Genomic DNA, 16,404 nt, shown 5'->3' on the forward strand with positions numbered 1-16,404 from the left:
CACGAGCGTACCGAGGAGGGCGCGCACCGACTGCTTTGCCGCTAGCTTCCAGATCTTTTTGCACTAAAATACATCGATCGGCGCCAAGCTTTCAGCGACGGGTGCGGGTGGGTCTGACGGGGTGCCGGGTGACGATGACTGTGGCTGTTGTATCATCGGTATCCGCCTCGACGGAAGCCGTTGCGGTGCCGGGCGTTGATTGTGCCTCAGTCATCGGAGCGGCATGCAAGGCTTCACCCGCAATAAGTGAACGGGGCGCTGCACGACCAGCGGACTGGACAATGGTTTCAAATCCGCTTTCAAAAGATAGAGCAGGCCGCGCATTGATTGCAGCGAGCGTTTCACGCGGCGAAACAAGGCACGTGGCAAGGCTAAGCCCTGCCATGACTTTATGGTTACGCATTGCTGTTCCCCTGATTGCGCGGTTTAACTGCCGCTACTCACTTTCAGACGAACCAAGCAGGCGGATCCGCCACAAAAACTGTCGTTTTAATAAAGAAAATTTTAAATTTCGACCGCAGGAACTAATACCAAATCTCTTAGCTCGACTTTGTACAATCAGGTAGCAAAGCATAGTGCCTGAGCCATGCGCTTTAGGCGGGTCGTGGGAATATAGTGCGGTTCTGGGGTGCGGCGGGGGAGTGTTTGATTAATGTCGCCAACCCCAGAGTTGGAGGCGGACGGCTCCGATGGCGTCACTGAATGGTCAGGCTGGTTTTTCGATACCAGGCGGCGGAATAAGGGGTGCTTTTAGTGGCCAACAGATCGCAGGCCCATAGCGATATAAGGCTGTAGAGACCCAGCAGCGCCGGCGTGGTTCGCGCTATGGCTTTGTCGGTCCACTGGCGCTGTGTTTCGACACCCAGGTGAGCACGGGTTTCTGCAAAGGTGACCTCGATCTGCCATCGTCGGACGTAGAGGGCGATTATCTCGGCGGGCTCGAGGGTGATGTCGGTACTGAAGAAGGCTTGCGGGCCGCGCTTTCCGTCAGGATCGCGAACCAGGACCCAGCGGACCGGCAAGACCGGTGTGCCGGGCCTGTACCATAAGGCGATGTCAGATGTGATCTCGAGCGTCTTGCCGTTGAGATGGCCATACCAGGCAGAGACGAGAATGCTGGTCCAGCGTGTCGCCGGGTTGGCGAGCAGGGTCTTGAGTTTTGGTAATGCTCGCCCTTTCTGCGCCGGTCGCCCCATCGTGCGTGCCGTTCGCCCCGCAGGCTGTGCAAACAAGTTGGCGTCGAGCCGCAGTCGGCTGATGAGTGTGGCCCGGCGGACGATCGCATGTGCCAGTTCGTGGACAGCAAAGCTGCTGTCGCCAATGAAGATGATCCGCGACCCGGCAGCCAGCGAGACAGCTGCAGCGCGCCCTGCCGGGCCCAGTCCGTCAGCAATTTATGACGACAGCCGCGTTGACGGTTCGATCGTTCCGAAGGAGCGAGCAACGTCAAGACTGGCAGTGCCTTGATCAGGCGGGTCCATGACACCGGGGTGAGCACCATGAAGCTGAGCCAGCGCAGTCCGCTGGCTTTGACGAAATGGCCGTGACTGGAGCGGACCGGGTCGCGGTAGATACCCCGTGCGGTGATCCGGCGCCCCCATCGCCGCTCAATGGTGTCGTCCATACCGATGACCACAGGGCCCTCTGGCACGAGCCGTTCGACCACGATGCTGAGCAGTCGCCTGGCAACGGCACGGGAGCTCCAGCGGGCACGGTTGAGGATCTGGTGATAGGTTGCAAATTGGCAGCATGGGCTCGGCCGGTCACACGCAGGCAAGACGTAACGGTTCGTTTGCCGGTGGCCAGCAGGCCGCCCATCACAAGAACGAGTACATGCTCCCAACTGGGGGCCGTAAAGCAGGGACGCCATGCTTGCAGCCATTGGCGCAAGATCTGGGGGACGGGATCGCCGATAACGGCCTTGTTCTGGTCCAACATCTCATGCTTGGAATCCTAACCGAAGCACGGCGCAACGCTTGGGCTGTTGCCATGCGGCCAGTTGAATCGGATACGCTGTGACCTGAAGGCAGCTATGGATGCTCCATGAAAGACGACGAAATCATTATGCGCATCGAAACTTTCGACGCGGCCAACGGCGGCGGCGTGGGCTGGTACGAGGACAAGGGCGCCTACCACCTTTACCTGTTGGAAACGGAGGCACCGATCGCCCGTCTCAAACCTGTCGGCACGCGCGACGACGTCAGGCTTGGCTACTGGTCACACCGGCGACAATGGGAAGATATTGACGATATGGGCGGATGCGTCTTGCCACTCGATCAGGCCCTCGACCACATCGCTGAAAACAGCATCTTCTGGACCTGGACCTGACCAAAAACGTACAAAGTCGAGCTCAGAGCCCGATCCGAAACTAAGTTGAGTGGTATCAGTGGGTTAGCTTGACGCTTGCCGCAGTCGTTGATTCAGGGGTTTTGCAACAAACTTCCGGAGATCAACGATGTGGACYGATACCACTCGGGCGCAATATGCCCGCGCGGGACTGACTTTGCCAAGCGATTTGACCGATGCCGAATGGTCGGTGCTCGAACCKTTCTTGCCGCCACCCTCCCACGTRGGCCGTCCGCGCAAATGGCCGCTGCGACGGATCGTCGAGGCGATCCTSTATCTGCTGCGTGGGGGGCTGCCGTGGCGAATGCTGCCGCCCTGCTTTCCGCCGGTCTCGACGGTTCGGCGCTGGTTTTACCTGTGGCGCGATAACAAACTGTGGCTCTCGCTCAATCATACYCTGCTGTTGATGGCGCGTGAAGCGACRGGCCGCGAGGCTTCGCCCAGTGCTGGCGTGATCGATAGTCAGAGCGTGAAAACAACGGAAAGTGGCGGCCCTCGCGGCTTTGACGCGGGCAAAAAAATCAAGGGGCGCAAGCGCCACATCCTCACCGACACCGAGGGCCATTTGGTTCATGCGGTGATCCATACCGCCGACATTCAGGACCGCGACGGCGCGCCGCTGGTCCTGCGTGAAATCATCCACCGCTTTCCATGGCTGCGCCATGTCTTTGCCGATGGCGGCTATGCTGGCGACAAGCTCAGGGAAGCCCTCCGGCGTACCGGCAAATGGACTGTCGAGATCGTCAAGCGATCCGATGTTGCAAAAGGCTTCGTGGTTCTTCCGCGCCGCTGGGTCGTCGAGCGAACACTGGCTTGGCTGAACCGCAACCGTCGGCTCGCCAAGGACTTTGAACAGACCATCGCATCGGCAACTGCGTGGCTGTTCATAGCTTCCATCCAGCTATTCGCGCGTCGCATCGCAAGACTATGAAATTTCATCGGATAATTATGAATCAGGCTCTTAAAGCCGACGTAACGCTGACCGTAAATGCCCGGACGCTAGCGCTGGCGATGCGCGCGTCCGGTTATCCGCAGATTTTGCGGCAGCGCTCTAAGCTGGATTTTGTTTCAACGACGACCATAGGTTTGATATGGCGCTTCAATATTTTGTTTCAAGACACCCTTCGCCGCCACACGAAACTTTGACTTGCTGGTCGATCGCATCAAGGGAAGCTGATTTTGCACGCGATCTTCTTGAAGAGTTCGGCGCGTCAGCTATTCAAAAGGGGAAGAAAGCTCGTATCGCCAAAACGGCAACGGCAAAGGTCAGTAGATTGAGCGGCAATCCGACACGCACGAAATCCATGTAGCGATAACCGCCCATTTGATAGACAATTACGTTTGTCTGGTACCCAAAGGGAGTGGCGAAAGCCGCGCTCCCGGCCATCATGACGGCCACGATAAAAGAGCGTGGACTTACCCCAAGGCTGTCAGCGAGAGCGACGGCGACGGGCAGGACCAAGACGGCGACAGTGGCGTTGGACAGCAATTCCGTCAGGACCATCGTAAGTCCGTAAAGAACGATCAATGCGGTCAGCGGCCCGACCTCGCGCATGGAACCCACCAGCGCTCCGGTAACGGCCGCGGCGAGGCCACTCTCCTCTAACGCGATGCCGATCACCACCATGCCGGCAATGAGGATCAAAATCTCCGGCTTTAGGCCTCCATAGGCTTGGTCGGCGGTAAGCACGCGCAGCAATATAAGCAGGACAGCGCCGGGATTTTATCCGGTTCAGTAGGAGGGGAGAAGCCGCCCTCGTTTTCCCACCTTGCAAGCGCCTTTTGGCGTTGCCGACGCCCATCGTCCGTTTCATTTGGCTCTAAATCTGTCATTTTCTAAGCTCCTCCTCAATCCTCACCGCTCACCAGCTTCGCCTCCCTCGGTCGCTCTCTTTGCCCATGGCTAAACGGCGGGGCGGGGCGCGGGAGCCATGCATTGCCCCGCAGCTGCAGAAGCGTGATCAGCTGACAGCTTCCGACTTTATGCCGCGCAACGGCGGGCATCTGAGAGAGACTTATGCGATCGAATAAGGTAGGACCGCAGGCGCAATGAAGGAACGCGACCCATCCACGCTACCACGATCGAAAACCGCCGACGCAACGCTGTGCGATGAGGCCTGCCGTCAGAGTGACCTGTTACGACACCGGGAAGCGCAGGAGTCGAATGCCTGGCTCGTGGCGATCGTAGAGAATTCTCATGACGCCATACTGAGCAAAACGCTCGACGGGATTGTCACGAGTTGGAACCGCGGCGCACAGCGGCTTTTAGGGTTCGAGGCTACAGAAATTATCGGACAACCGATCACCAAGATCATACCGGATGACTGCCTCGCCGAGGAGGTGGACATCATCAGCAAGCTCCGACGGGGCGAGCGAATCGACGATTTCGAAACGATTCGTCGCGCAAAAAACGGGGAAATTGTGGAGGTTTCGGTGACGGTGTCGCCAGTTCGTGACGAGGATGGAAACATCATTGGCGCATCCAAGATTTTGCGCGACGTCACCGATGGAAAGCGCGCAGCCCAACGCCAGCTGTTGTTGCTGCGAGAGATGAACCATCGTGTTAAGAATCTGTTCGCGTTGACCTCTGGTCTGGTAGCTTTGAGCGCGCGCAGCGCGGAGAGTGTGGAAGAGCTCGCGGCGACACTTGAGGGTCGAATCTCGTCGCTCGCCAGGGCCCATGCCCTCACACTGCCCGACTTCTCTGAAAACGGCGATCATCTCGGAAGTACCACGTTACTCTCCTTGATTTCGGGCGTGCTAGAGCCGTACCTAGACCTTGCTGATGTCGAGGTTCATGGAGCTGAGATAACAGTGAGCGATCGGCCGCTCACATCTCTCGCACTTCTGCTGCATGAATTTGCCACCAATGCGGCGAAGTATGGCGCGCTGTCCGTGATCGAAGGTAGGTTGAGCGTTGGGGTTTCGTCGGAAGGCTCGACAGTGGAGATTTTGTGGACGGAATCCGGAGGACCCGCGCCCTCTCCCTCGACGGAGGGTTTTGGAACGAAACTTGAGCAAGTCTCGGTCCAAGGACTGAATGGGGCGATCCAGCGTAACTGGCGGACCGATGGCCTGGAAATCCGGTTACGTTTTCCGGTCACAGCACTTGGATGCGGTTAAGCAAGAGCGTGACGTCCGTGTCGCAACAGTAACGAGAAGAACGCGATTCCACCGATGACCCGCACTGCGACGTCGAGAGTGACATCTCTAACTAGCGGAGGGGTGACATTTCTATTGGGCGCTGCGCTTTCCATTTGAAGTGCGACTTCCGTGGCTTGCATAGCACTTCAGCCATGGTTGGGCGAGCCCCAACCATGGCTGACCAAATTTACCCTGCCCGAAGGATGGCAATTTGCTCTCCCAGCACCTCCTGCGGCGTTCGGTAGTCGAGGCATTTGCGGGGCGTGTTGTTGAGCCGGTCAACCAGCGCCTGGAGCTCTTTGTCCGACACCAGCGCGATGTCAGTATCGAGCGGTAGAAAGCGCCGTATTCGGCCGTTGCTGTTTTCGACGCTGCCCTTTTGCCATGGCGCTGATGGCATACAAAAATAGCTGGTCATGCCGAGTTTCTCTCGCAGGGTTAGAAAGGCGGCAAATTCCGTTCCCCTGTCGAAAGTTATGCTTTGGCGAAGGGAAGAGGGCAGGGCCTTCAACTGCCTGTCGATACCCGCCATGACACCGGCCGAGTGACGGCTCGGATTGCGCGTCAGGATCGTAAATCGGCTACGCCGTTCAACCAGCGACGTCAGGTTCGCTTTGCCAAATTCCTGTCGGAAAGCCACCAAGTCGCCTTCCCAATGCCCAAAGCTGGTCCGATGGCCGATCTCCGCAGGCCGCGCCTTGATCGTGTTAGCCAGCGGGATATGAACACCTCGCGGCTTGCGGGCATAGCGCCGACGTCGTGAGCGGCGAGCGCGAGGCAGGAAACGCCACAATCCCTGGTCACTACCTTCGCCGCCATAGACATATTGATAGATCGTCTCGTGGCATATGGAGAGACCGGCCAGGCGATGGCGGCGAACATAGCCAGCGATCTGTTCGGGGGACCAGGCCGCTGCCAGACGATCCATGATATAGATGGCCAGTTCAGGATGGCGCGCAACTTTGGCGCCGCGCACACGGCGACCCGTAGCCTTGGTCTGCGCGATCGTAGGGAAATAGCCGCGGAACAGCGGCTCCTCATCCAGATGCCGGTTGCGTTTGATCTCGCGATAAAGTGTCGAGGGGTGCCGCCCCAATTCCATCGCCGCCTGCTTTACGCTTCGCCCAGTCTGCACCAGACGATATAATATTCCCCGCTCGTCCAATCCCAGGTGATAATATCTGCCCAGCATTCGCATTCCTTGAAAAGGGGAAACCCCATAGAAATCCAAGGAATTCGCACTTCAATCTAGAATCCGCCCTGCTACAAATCTTGTTCCTGCCATTTAGAAAAGTCACTTGTTGTGCAAGATAGAAATGTCACCGCTTGATGCAGCAGGGGCAGCGCGCAGCCCCGCCATCTTGCGCAGCGCTGACCCTGCTGGTGCACAGGCTTGTGGGTGGTGCACCCCGGACCCGCTGCCCTGCAGTGGGCCCCCTCAATGGCCGCTTTCGCGATCCACAATGGTTCGGGTGTATGGCGAGAAGGGGTGGCTAGCGGACCTTCCGCTTAGCCACTCTCCTTTGCTCTTCCGCAGAGTTGGCGGGCGGCCAAAGCATGGCGGCGAGCATAGCTGCCATCGCGACACCCGAGCAGATTAGAAGCGGCAAATAGCTCCATCTGAGCGCTGCAAAAGCGAGCAAGCCTGAGGCGATGGACAACGCGAGCGACATTCCATCCCGATATGTTTTTATATACGGAGAAGCGTACGCGGCTTTCAGCCAAAGCGCCGGAGGCGTTATGATTGCAAGCCATTCCATCATTACAACGTATCACGTGACGGTGGGACCGCAATGTCCGCAATGGGGCGTGAGCCGACAGGCCGCTTTTAGCGCGGGCTTGGCTATCCCGTCCGCTCCTTCATGTAAGCCACCGTTGGATTGCGGCGAGCGAGAGGCGGTCGACCACGGCGGCGCTTGGCCGGCTCTGCGTCAGCTGATGCCGGCGGGGCAGGAAATATGTGTGGTCCCTGAGAACTGCGGCACGGCTCGTTGTTGTTGCGCTTGCGGGCCGGCAACTGCTCCTGCAGCAGCTTGGCCATCGCCAGCGCCGCATCCAGATGCTTGTTGTCGACGATCGCGGCCTGGTTGACCTGCCGGATCTTGTCGAACACGCGGTAGGGCAGGGAGTGTTCCCCGTGCCGGATCTCCAGCGCGCCGTCCGGGAACTCGCAAACCTCGACCCGCTTGCCGGCGAGAGGGCGGCTGATCTCGGTCGGCTCCAGAATGAACATCGCCTTGTTGTAGTGCAGCGTCAGCGAGGACGTAACCGAGCGCCATTCGCGCCATACCATCTCGGTGCGCAGATTCTCATGCAATGCCAGCGGGCGGTGAACATCGCGTTCGTCGAAAGGCGCCTTGGCGAACCTGGCATTGTGCGTGACCATGTAGCCCGGCAGGAATGCATTCGCTGCGGCGATGGTCGAGATACCTTCCAGCCTCATCGCCTTGACCAGACGGTCCTGCAGCGTAGCGTTGGCACGCTCGACACGGCCCTTGGCCTGCGGGGAATGCGCGCAGATGATCTCGATGTTGAGCGCCTCCATCGAACGGCCGAAATGCGTCATGCCATCGCCCTTGGCTGACGCTGTATTGTTGCGGAATACCGAGTGCTTGTCCGAATAGAATGCCACAGGCTTGCCGTGTGCCTCGATGTATTCCCGAGTTGCATCCATGTAGGCGAACGTACTCTCGCTCTCGACCATCTTGAGATGCATCAGTTCGCTGGTCGCATCATCGATATAGACGAGCAGGGTGCATTGCTGCCCGCGATCCTCAAACCACCAGTGCTTCGAGCCGTCGATCTGGATCAGCTCGCCCCGGCAATCCCGGCGATAGCGAGGCTGGTAGGGACGAGGGCGCCGCGCGTCACGGTCCTTCCAAAAACCTTCCGCGATCATCCATTTGCGCAATGTCTCGTGCGAATGGTGATCTTGTGTCGCTCCGCCAGATACTCGGCCGCAAGCGTCGGCCCGAAATCGCTATAGTTCTCTCTGACGAGATCGACGACGCGCGTCCGAAACTCGGCACTGAAGGTCCGATTGCTAGGCCTGCCACGCTTCCAGGAAACCAGCGCTTCGGGACCATCGCTTCGTAATCGACCAAGCAAGCGGTAGACCTGCCGGCGCGAGACGCCAAGCAACATGGCTGCGTCTTCTATTCGCAGTTCGCCGCGCTCAAAGCGCCGCAGGGTATCGTATCTTGAAAGCTCGCCATGGCTCATAGCCACCACCGTCATAAGCGCATCTCCTGACTGGCAGGAGACCATGCCACCAGGATCGCGAGCCGTCCCGGTTAGTGACGTCTCTAAATTGCGGGCAGTGACATCTCTAAGTTGCGCTTACAAATCTAAAGTTCGATAATAATAGATATGTTAAAGCGATCGTCTGTCAGGCTGCCGTTTGGTACAAGCATGGCGCAACATTAAAAAATTCCAGATATTCGGAAATGATTTTCAACCGGTTGTCGTCAAAAGGCGCGTACGCGGGGAAATGCAAGTTAAGATGGTTGCGAGCTCCCGCAACCACCGAAACCGACATTCCACAAAGCCCCGACGCCAAAGCGCCGGGGCTTTGTGCATTCTCGGCCACTCGACGCTGCTCGATCCACTCCAGGATCCTGCCAAACTCGCCGTAGAGCATGGCGTTGACCTCACCGCGCTTCGCGCCGGGCGTAAGGTCGATCCGCTCGATCAGCGCCCGCAACGCATCGGCGGCTTCCTGGCACTCCTCTGGCTGTGATAGTGAATGCGTCAGTCGCTCGACCTTGCGCCGATAAATCTCGGAGATGTTGGGATGGATGTCGGGCACATCCACCGATGCCGCAGCGAGCCGGGCGCGGAGCGCATCCTCTTGGGCTTCCAACTCCAAAAGCTCATCGACAAGCGCGCGTGTGCCCTTGCCTTCTTTCGCGAGTGTCACAAGGCCGTTGATCGCCTTGAGGACTTTCTGCAGATCCGTTCGATCGGCGATTTCTGCGCGCGGCGCTGGTGATTGATGCGGTTGCTCTCCTCGACATAGGTCCGAATGGCCTCTGCCGCGACCTCGGGGGTCATCATGCGATCGCACAGACCATCAAGGACGCGCGCTTCGAGTTTGTCGCGCGTGATGCTATGCCCGTTCGAGCAGCTTTTCGTATCAGCATGGTTCGAACAGGCAAACCGCCCCTGCCCGCGAAGGGAATAAGGACCGCCGCAGCAGCCGCAGTAAACCAGGCCGGAGAGAAGGCTTTTCGGGCGATGCGTTCGATTGAGGGCTTTATGGGCGGAGCGGGTTGCCTCGATGCGTCGGCATATTGGATCGCGATATTTTCCTGCCTCGCCTTCACGGCCTGCCAGAGTTCTTCATCCACGATCCGCAGATCAGGAACCTCGGTCACAATCCATTCGGATTTGGGATTGATGCGGGAGACCCGCTTGCCGGTTTGCGGGTTCTTCAGATAGCGCAGCCGGTTCCAGACAAGTTTGCCGATATAAAGCTCATTGTTGAGGAGGCCGGTGCCACGTTTGACGTGGCCGCGGATCGTGGTCGATGTCCACAGCTTGCCCGTTGGGGCTGAAATCCCAGAGTCATTCAGACGGCAGGCGATTGCATGGGGGCTGAGCCCGTTGGCGAACTGTCGAAAAACCTGGCGAATGACTTCAGCTTCCGCGGCATTGATACTCCGCTCGCCGTGCACAGGTTCGCCTTCGCTCGAGAAGCGCCGCACGACGTCGTAGCCAAAGCAAAGCCCGCCCCCGGATTTACCCTTCTCGACGCGGCCGCGCAGACCGCGATGGGTCTTCTTCGCAAGATCCTTGAGGAATAGCGCGTTCATCGTGCCCTTGAGGCCGACATGCAGTTCGGAAACTTCGCCCTCGGCCAGCGTAACGATTTTGACGCCGGCGAACTGGAGATTCTTGTAGAGCGTGGCTACGTCAGCCTGATCGCGCGATACGCGATCTAGAGCTTCAGCAAGCAGGATGTCGAAGCGCCCCATCTGCGCATCCTGCAAAAGTGACTGGATGCCTGGACGGAGTATGACGCTCGCGCCGGAGATCGCTGCATCCTTATAATTGGCGACAATCCGCCAGCCTTCGCGCGCCGCCTGTTCACGGCATATCAAAAACTGGTCGTCGATGGATGCAGGGCTCTGCTTATCGTCGGAATAGCGGGCATAAAGCGCTACGCGGGGCATTTGGAGTCTCCAGAGATGAGCTTTGCGGTCAGTCTACAGATTTGACCATGCTTGCCAATCTGAGGACGATATCAAAATTGCAGCGCGCTATTATGCTGTCGCTCGAATTGCGCCCGGCACTGAACAGGGGATTTGCCATGCCGGAATCGATAAGCTAGCGGCGAGCTGCCGATGGCCTTCGTTCGCTTCTCGTCACAAAATACTCGTTTCTCGGGTGAAGTCTGTCTCCTGCCAATCCGGCGGGAGTCGATCAACTCACGCCATTCCGATATTGATGTTGGAAAGTCAGCTTACGCTCGGATCGGCCATTCGGAACTGCACCGCAATGTTAATGTCCAAATCAACTTGCGGCGATCCAGATTGCCGTTCGCCCGCATCTCCCTATCCGGCGAGACCAGGCTCCTACCGCCGTCGAATATTGCCTTCATGTTGCGCCCGCGCACAAAGTTGAAACAGTCGTGAACTACCGAACTTTGGTCAGCATCGCGGTCATTCTTTTGGCGGCGAAGGGCGGAAGTTTGATCGCCTTTGCCGCCGCGATGTCTGCGGCGGTGGGTTTGCCTACCTGGATCAGGGCGACCATGCCCATCGAATAATGTGGCATGCATTTGATGCCATAGAGGCCGGACTTGGTCACGGTCAGCACCGCTTCCTTGTTCATGCCCCCCTTCATCGGCGTCGCGCCCGCTGGCAGCATCGTGGCCATGGTTTCGGCATTATGGCTGGCATCGGTGGGCTGGAAGCGGATCGCGTCGCCCGGCGCGGCCTTCACAAAGGCGGGTTCGAACACCATCGCGCCCTCTGCGCCCTTGTTTTTCATGTGGACTATGATGTCCTTGGCCGAAGCTGGAAGAACGGTGCCGCCCAGCATGAGGCCGGCCAGCGCCACGCGCAGCGTCCAACGATGAAACATGGCATCTCTCCTAATATTATGGGCGCAAAAGCGCGGTCCGCCAGATCAATGGCGCAATGGCTGAAGTGTGCAATTGCACCTTGGTCCTATCCCTCCTCCGGTCGAGCGTTTATCAGCGGACGACCAAGGTCGCGCCAGCCGTCAGTGCCCTCCGCCAGCCACCAGATATTGGCATAGCCGAGCGCCCGCAGGCGGCGCGCCGCGTTCCAGCCCATCCAGCAATCGGCAAGGCAAAAGGTGATGATCATGCGGTCCCTAGCACCCCCGGTCAGGCGGACGAGGCCATCTTGAAACCATCGGTCGATCGCGGGCGAGATGTCGCCGCGCCCCGCTTCCGGAAACCAGTGTGCGCCGGGGATGCTCGGTCGTTCGCGGGCCAGGTGCCAGCGTCCATCGACTTCGCGATGACCGCCCTCGGCGGGCAGGACGTCGATCAGGATCGCGTCGATATCAGGCCGCAGCAGGGCGACCGCGGCGGGGGCGATCCGCCCGACACCATTGGGGGGCCGGGAAACGGGCGCGCGATAATGCGCGACGCGATAACCATGCGCCCCGAACAGCGCGTCGTCCCCTGGCGCGGCCTGTGCGCCGGTCGCAACCAGCGCAAGCATCGCAGCTATCGCCTTGCCCCTCACGCCCATCTCTCTCTCCCCGCTGCGTGACCAAAGGTGCAATGGTAGCCGCTTTCGCTTCACCTTAGGCTTGGACTTTGGGAGAAGGTCATGGCGCGGTGCAGGTTTTTGCAGCTTCTGACAGCCATGCTGCCACTGGCGATGGCGACGCCCGCGCTTGCTCAGCATCCCTACCCCGACGATCCGTTGCAATCGCCGATGTGGACCGCGCATGCGCGGCTGATCTTCGGAGATGACCCGGTGCGGTTCGATCCCCGGATCCAGTTGCTCTATCCGCAGATGGCCGAAAACCAGCGCAGCTTTCCCGTGGCATTGGATGCGCGGGGCGTGGGGCCAGTGACGCGCATGGTGATCTTCGCCGATCTCAACCCGATACCGATCGCGATCGACTATCGCCCGGATCTGGCGGAACCCTATATCGCGACCCGCATCAAGCTGGATCAGCGGACCCCGGTAAGGGGCGCGGTGCAACTGGCCAGCGGACAGTGGCTGGTGGCGGGCGGTTGGGTCGATGCGGCGGGTGGCGGCTGTTCGGCACCGCCGGTCGGTCGCATCACAGGCGATTGGGCGGCCCATCTGGGCGAGATGCGGGGGGAAGCCTGGCCCATGGGGACGCCGGGCAGCAGCCGTCTGCGTATCACCTTCCAACATCCGATGGATACGGGGCTGGTGGCCAATATCCCCACCTATGCGATCGAGGAGATGACCGTGCGGTCGGACAGCGGAACCATGCTGGGCCAGATGGCGCTCTTTGCGTCGGTTTCGGAAGATCCGGCGATCACCCTCATGCCCCGCGCCGCGCCTGGTGCCATCTTGTCGATCGTGGCGCTTGATACAAACGGGCGGACCTATGCCGCCAAAGTGCCGGTGGAGCGACAATCCGCCTCGGCCATGGCGGCGCAGCCATGAAGATGACGCGTCGGGCCATGCTCGCTGGACTGGCGCTACCGGCGACGGCTGGCATGGCGAACAGCACCTATCCCATCCATCCCATAGCGGTAGCCGACGGCATATGGATGATTCATGGCGACGATGCACCCATCCACTTTTCCAATGGCGGAGCCATCGCGAACATCGCGATCATCGATACGCCGGTCGGCACGGTGCTGGTCGATAGCGGCCCTTCGCTTCGCTATGGGCGGGCGCTCAAAGCAGTGGCAGAAGGGCTGACGGGCAAGCCGGTCATCCGCGTCTATGTGACGCACTTGCATCCTGACCACGGCATGGGCATTGCGGCCTTCGATCCGGCGATCGTTGCTGCGCTGCCGCAAACCATCACGGACATGGCGCGGGACGGGCGCAGCTTTTCCGATGCGCTTTATCGCCTTCTGGGGGACTGGATGCGCGGCACCGAATTTGTGTTGCCGGGGCGGAAAATCACGGAGGCGTTCGAGGATTTCAACGGGCGACGCCTGCGCCTGATGGCGCTGGCGGGGCATAGTGCGGGCGATCTGGCGCTGCTCGACGAACAGACCGGCCTGCTGATCGGCGGTGACCTGCTGTTTCACGATCGCGCGCCTGCGACACCAACCGCAGACCTGCCGCGTTGGCGCTCAAGCCTCGACAGCCTCGCAAAGCTGCCGCACCGGGCGGCGTTGCCGGGCCATGGTCCCTTCGATCCGGCGGGGCAGAATGCCATTACCCAGACGCGCGACTGGATCGACTGGCTGGAGCAAGCCTTGACCGCCGCCGTCCGATCCGGCCTCGACATGGTTGAGGCTGGCAGCGTGCCGATCCCTGCCTGCTTCGCCGGGATGGCGGCGGCCCGCTACGAATTGCAGCGCAGCGTGTCGCATTTCTATCCAGGGCTGGAAGCCAAATGGCTGCCACGGGTCGATATGCCGGAGAGCTAAAAGCGCACCCTTACCCCGGCATACCAGCGTCGCGGCGCCCCCGGCCCATAAGCGCGCGGATTGCTGGCACCGGGGACTTCGACGAGGTCGATCTCATCCACTTCGCTGAAGGTTCCAAATGTCTCATAGCTGCGGCCGAACGCATTGTGGACTTCGCCGAACATAGTGACGCCCGGCACGATATCGATACCGGCGCGCGCGTTCGCGATTGCATAGCCGGGCAGCCGTGGCGTCAGATTGGCCTCATCGCCGACCAGATATTGCCCTGACCGCGCGATCAGGTCGCCACCCACCGACCAGCCTTTGCCTGCATAGTCCAACGTCAGCGTCGCGCTGTGCCGGGGGACGCCCGGCAACCGATCACCGCGACCGACGTCGATCGTGCCTTCATCCCCCGCCATCGGGTTGGACGGACTGCTCAATTCCATGGCGCTGCGATAGGTCGCATCGGTGAAGGCATAGCTCAGGCCCGCGACCAGCCCGCCATGTTCGGCCTTCAGCGATGCTTCGACGCCCTGCCGCCGGGTGCTGCCGATATTCTGGAAATAAGCGCGCCCGCGAATTTGGGAGGCGATATATTGGATATCGTCCTGATTGGTGGTGCGATAGGCCGACAGGAGCCAGGTCGCCCGCCATCCGCCAAAACCGAACGCACCCGACGCGCCCGCTTCCCAGCTTTTGGCGACCACCTGTTTGAGCGGCGGATCGGCGATAAAGAAATTGGTGAGGCTGCACGGCGCATTTTCGTCCGCGCAGGAGAGTTCCGCCGGAGTCGGCGCACGGTTGCTCTGCGCATAGCCCGCGCGCAGCGACAGGCCTTCGGACATTTTATAGTCCAGTTCGACACCGGGATTGAGCCGCCTGAACCGATGCGTTCCGTTGAGCGCTGTGCCGATCTGATCGACGAGCTGAATCCTTGCATGGTTCCAGCGGAGGCCGATTTCGGCCGACAAGCCGGGCGCGATCGGTATTCGATCCTGCACGAACACGCCCCAATAGTCGGTATAGGCGACCAGGCCGACCGGCGCGATCGCATTATCCTGCTGGACGATGCGGCTGCCCAGCCCCTCGACGCTGCGATCCTCGGTCAGCGCCCCCAGTTCGGTCGACGTGTCGAAGCGCGTGCGGCTGGTGTCGTAGCTGACGCCGATCGCGAAATGGTTGATACCGCCCAGCAGGGCACGATCGTCGATGATCTGGACCAGAGCGCCCATCGCCTTGGTCTTGGTGCGTCCACGATTGAGCACGCCATAGCCTTCGCCCCCAAGCGTATCGGCTATGGGGTCGCCGTTGGCGTCGGTCAGGATCGCCTGCACCTCTTCGCCATCGTCGTCGGCGCCTATTGCTTCCAGGCATAGCAGGCCCGCCGCATCGTCCGCCTCACACCCTTCGATGTCGGCCGCATCGCCGTTCATGGTCCGCAATGTGAGTTGTTGGGCATAGAGCGTGGCTTCGATCCGGGTCGTTGGCGATAGCGCGACCCAGGGGTGCAGGCTTGCCCGACCATAGCGGCTGCGGCCATTATCGGGCCAGGTGAAAACAGCCCGGCGGTCGGCCGCCAGCAATTCGATCGGCGACACGCCATTGCCGGTCAAATCCGTGTTCGCGCCTACGATTTTGAGATGCAGCCCGCCGCCTGCGGTATCGAAGCCCAGATCGGCATAGCCATTATAGAGGCGCGACGGGCTGAAATCGCGCCAGCCCTCGTCGCGACTATATTGGAACGCGCCAAAGGCGCTGACATCGCCCCGCGACAGGCCGCCCGCAATGCTGGCCTCGGCATAGCCGAACCGCCCGCCCGTCACACTGGCCTCCAATCCCTGATGGCTACGCCCGGTCTTGGTTTCCAGCAGGATCGCGCCGCCCAGCGCATTGAGGCCATAGACCGGGCTGGCATCCAGCAGGCTCAGTTTGGCGATGGCGGCTTCGGGGATCAGGTCGAACTGGACCGTGTCGCCAAAAGGCTGGTTGAACCGCGCACCGTCCATATAGACGGCCAGCCCCTGCGATTGCCCTTGGAGCGGGGAAGCGATGAAGCCGCGATAGACCAGATTGGGTTGCCATGGGTTGTTCTGGGCGTCCTGCAACGTGACGCCCGCCATGGTCCGGGTGAGGGCGGAGAGCAGGTCGGGCATCCCCGCTCTTGTTATGTCGACCGCGCCAAGGGCCAGCCCATCATCGCTGTCGATCCCGCCACCCGGCGCGGTCACGATGATGGTTTTCGACCTGCTTGCATCGGGCGTTTGCGCCGATGCAAGCGCCGGGCTCAGCGCCATGACCGCGATTCCCGTCGATAGTCGGCCCCATCCGCGCATCCCGTCTCTCCCATTCCCCGTTATGCC

14 protein-coding genes and 5 pseudogenes are annotated in these 16,404 nt (G+C 60.3%); 6 read left to right on the forward strand and 13 right to left on the reverse strand.

Annotated elements, in window-relative coordinates:
- Positions 1-91 precede the first annotated feature (91 nt).
- The 3 genes and pseudogenes from BF95_RS27490 to BF95_RS31175 all read right to left on the reverse strand — a co-directional run.
- Positions 92-403, reverse strand: a complete 312-nt coding sequence (locus tag BF95_RS27490) for a hypothetical protein (RefSeq protein WP_152542800.1) — start codon at positions 401-403, stop codon at positions 92-94.
- A 292-nt stretch (positions 404-695) separates the two neighbouring features.
- Positions 696-1,394: a transposase gene (locus BF95_RS29485; RefSeq protein ID WP_327195478.1), complete on the reverse strand. Its 699-nt coding sequence runs from the start codon at positions 1,392-1,394 to the stop codon at positions 696-698.
- Between the two features lie 11 nt (positions 1,395-1,405).
- Positions 1,406-1,882 (reverse strand): annotated as a pseudogene (locus BF95_RS31175) (transposase); the annotation flags it as partial.
- A gap of 161 nt (positions 1,883-2,043) precedes the next feature.
- Between BF95_RS31175 and BF95_RS17805 the strand changes: the two are divergent.
- The 3 genes from BF95_RS17805 to BF95_RS17815 all read left to right on the forward strand — a co-directional run bounded on the left by BF95_RS17805 (position 2,044) and on the right by BF95_RS17815 (position 3,492).
- Positions 2,044-2,328 carry a hypothetical protein gene (locus BF95_RS17805; protein WP_043153117.1) on the forward strand — a complete coding sequence of 95 codons (285 nt, stop codon included), beginning with the start codon at positions 2,044-2,046 and terminating at the stop codon, positions 2,326-2,328.
- A gap of 127 nt (positions 2,329-2,455) precedes the next feature.
- Positions 2,456-3,277 (forward strand): IS5 family transposase, encoded by an 822-nt coding sequence (locus tag BF95_RS17810; protein WP_043153120.1) that lies wholly within the window; start codon positions 2,456-2,458, stop codon positions 3,275-3,277.
- A 17-nt stretch (positions 3,278-3,294) separates the two neighbouring features.
- Positions 3,295-3,492, forward strand: a complete 198-nt coding sequence (locus BF95_RS17815) for a hypothetical protein (RefSeq protein WP_152542801.1) — start codon at positions 3,295-3,297, stop codon at positions 3,490-3,492.
- A gap of 73 nt (positions 3,493-3,565) precedes the next feature.
- Here the strand turns inward: BF95_RS17815 and BF95_RS17820 are convergent.
- Positions 3,566-4,063, reverse strand: a pseudogene (locus tag BF95_RS17820) (SLC13 family permease); the annotation flags it as partial.
- Between the two features lie 332 nt (positions 4,064-4,395).
- Between BF95_RS17820 and BF95_RS17825 the strand changes: the two are divergent.
- Positions 4,396-5,469 (forward strand): PAS domain S-box protein, encoded by a 1,074-nt coding sequence (locus BF95_RS17825; protein ID WP_081764204.1) that lies wholly within the window; start codon positions 4,396-4,398, stop codon positions 5,467-5,469.
- A gap of 208 nt (positions 5,470-5,677) precedes the next feature.
- Here BF95_RS17825 and BF95_RS17830 read toward each other — a convergent pair whose 3' ends face one another.
- The 8 genes and pseudogenes from BF95_RS17830 to BF95_RS17855 form a co-directional block, all read right to left on the reverse strand.
- Entirely contained in the window at positions 5,678-6,682 is a 1,005-nt protein-coding gene (locus tag BF95_RS17830; RefSeq protein WP_043153125.1) for an IS30 family transposase, read from the reverse strand.
- A gap of 651 nt (positions 6,683-7,333) precedes the next feature.
- Positions 7,334-8,727, reverse strand: a pseudogene (locus tag BF95_RS17840) (ISNCY family transposase).
- A gap of 151 nt (positions 8,728-8,878) precedes the next feature.
- Positions 8,879-9,352, reverse strand: coding sequence for a hypothetical protein (locus BF95_RS29495; RefSeq protein ID WP_235209841.1), 474 nt, complete (start codon positions 9,350-9,352; stop codon positions 8,879-8,881).
- Between the two features lie 53 nt (positions 9,353-9,405).
- Positions 9,406-9,546: a hypothetical protein gene (locus BF95_RS29500; RefSeq protein WP_235209842.1), complete on the reverse strand. Its 141-nt coding sequence runs from the start codon at positions 9,544-9,546 to the stop codon at positions 9,406-9,408.
- A 69-nt stretch (positions 9,547-9,615) separates the two neighbouring features.
- Positions 9,616-9,825 (reverse strand): annotated as a pseudogene (locus tag BF95_RS30770) (recombinase zinc beta ribbon domain-containing protein); the annotation flags it as partial.
- A gap of 35 nt (positions 9,826-9,860) precedes the next feature.
- Positions 9,861-10,664: pseudogene (locus BF95_RS29510) on the reverse strand (recombinase family protein); the annotation flags it as partial.
- Positions 10,665-11,127: 463 nt separating this feature from the next.
- Positions 11,128-11,577 (reverse strand): pseudoazurin, encoded by a 450-nt coding sequence (locus tag BF95_RS17850; RefSeq protein ID WP_043153130.1) that lies wholly within the window; start codon positions 11,575-11,577, stop codon positions 11,128-11,130.
- An 86-nt stretch (positions 11,578-11,663) separates the two neighbouring features.
- Positions 11,664-12,188: a rhodanese-like domain-containing protein gene (locus BF95_RS17855; protein ID WP_051520095.1), complete on the reverse strand. Its 525-nt coding sequence runs from the start codon at positions 12,186-12,188 to the stop codon at positions 11,664-11,666.
- 111 nt (positions 12,189-12,299) lie between these two features.
- Between BF95_RS17855 and BF95_RS17860 the strand changes: the two genes are divergently transcribed.
- Positions 12,300-13,118 carry a quinoprotein dehydrogenase-associated SoxYZ-like carrier gene (locus BF95_RS17860; RefSeq protein WP_043153136.1) on the forward strand — a complete coding sequence of 273 codons (819 nt, stop codon included), beginning with the start codon at positions 12,300-12,302 and terminating at the stop codon, positions 13,116-13,118.
- Positions 13,115-14,062, forward strand: coding sequence for a quinoprotein relay system zinc metallohydrolase 1 (locus tag BF95_RS17865; RefSeq protein ID WP_043153139.1), 948 nt, complete (start codon positions 13,115-13,117; stop codon positions 14,060-14,062). The genes BF95_RS17860 and BF95_RS17865 overlap by 4 nt, the downstream gene beginning before the upstream one ends.
- On the opposite strand, the gene BF95_RS17870 is transcribed toward BF95_RS17865, so the two are convergent.
- Positions 14,059-16,377 (reverse strand): TonB-dependent receptor, encoded by a 2,319-nt coding sequence (locus tag BF95_RS17870; RefSeq protein WP_043153142.1) that lies wholly within the window; start codon positions 16,375-16,377, stop codon positions 14,059-14,061. The two genes, BF95_RS17865 and BF95_RS17870, sit on opposite strands and share 4 nt — an antisense overlap.
- Between the last annotated feature and the right edge of the window lie 27 nt (positions 16,378-16,404).

Origin of the sequence: Sphingobium sp. Ant17 (assembly GCF_000588875.1) — a bacterium.
In the GTDB taxonomy this organism is placed as follows: Bacteria; Pseudomonadota; Alphaproteobacteria; order Sphingomonadales; family Sphingomonadaceae; genus Sphingobium.

Coding starts and splice junctions, on each gene's coding strand:
- BF95_RS17870 (WP_043153142.1), bottom strand. CDS start 16,377: ATGCGCGGATGGGGCCGACTATCGACGGGAATCGCGGTCATGGCGCTG.
- BF95_RS17850 (WP_043153130.1), bottom strand. CDS start 11,577: ATGTTTCATCGTTGGACGCTGCGCGTGGCGCTGGCCGGCCTCATGCTG.
- BF95_RS17805 (WP_043153117.1), top strand. CDS start 2,044: ATGAAAGACGACGAAATCATTATGCGCATCGAAACTTTCGACGCGGCC.
- BF95_RS27490 (WP_152542800.1), bottom strand. CDS start 403: ATGCGTAACCATAAAGTCATGGCAGGGCTTAGCCTTGCCACGTGCCTT.
- BF95_RS17825 (WP_081764204.1), top strand. CDS start 4,396: ATGAAGGAACGCGACCCATCCACGCTACCACGATCGAAAACCGCCGAC.
- BF95_RS17855 (WP_051520095.1), bottom strand. CDS start 12,188: ATGCTTGCGCTGGTTGCGACCGGCGCACAGGCCGCGCCAGGGGACGAC.
- BF95_RS17865 (WP_043153139.1), top strand. CDS start 13,115: ATGAAGATGACGCGTCGGGCCATGCTCGCTGGACTGGCGCTACCGGCG.
- BF95_RS17860 (WP_043153136.1), top strand. CDS start 12,300: ATGGCGCGGTGCAGGTTTTTGCAGCTTCTGACAGCCATGCTGCCACTG.
- BF95_RS17830 (WP_043153125.1), bottom strand. CDS start 6,682: ATGCTGGGCAGATATTATCACCTGGGATTGGACGAGCGGGGAATATTA.
- BF95_RS29500 (WP_235209842.1), bottom strand. CDS start 9,546: ATGATGACCCCCGAGGTCGCGGCAGAGGCCATTCGGACCTATGTCGAG.
- BF95_RS17815 (WP_152542801.1), top strand. CDS start 3,295: ATGAATCAGGCTCTTAAAGCCGACGTAACGCTGACCGTAAATGCCCGG.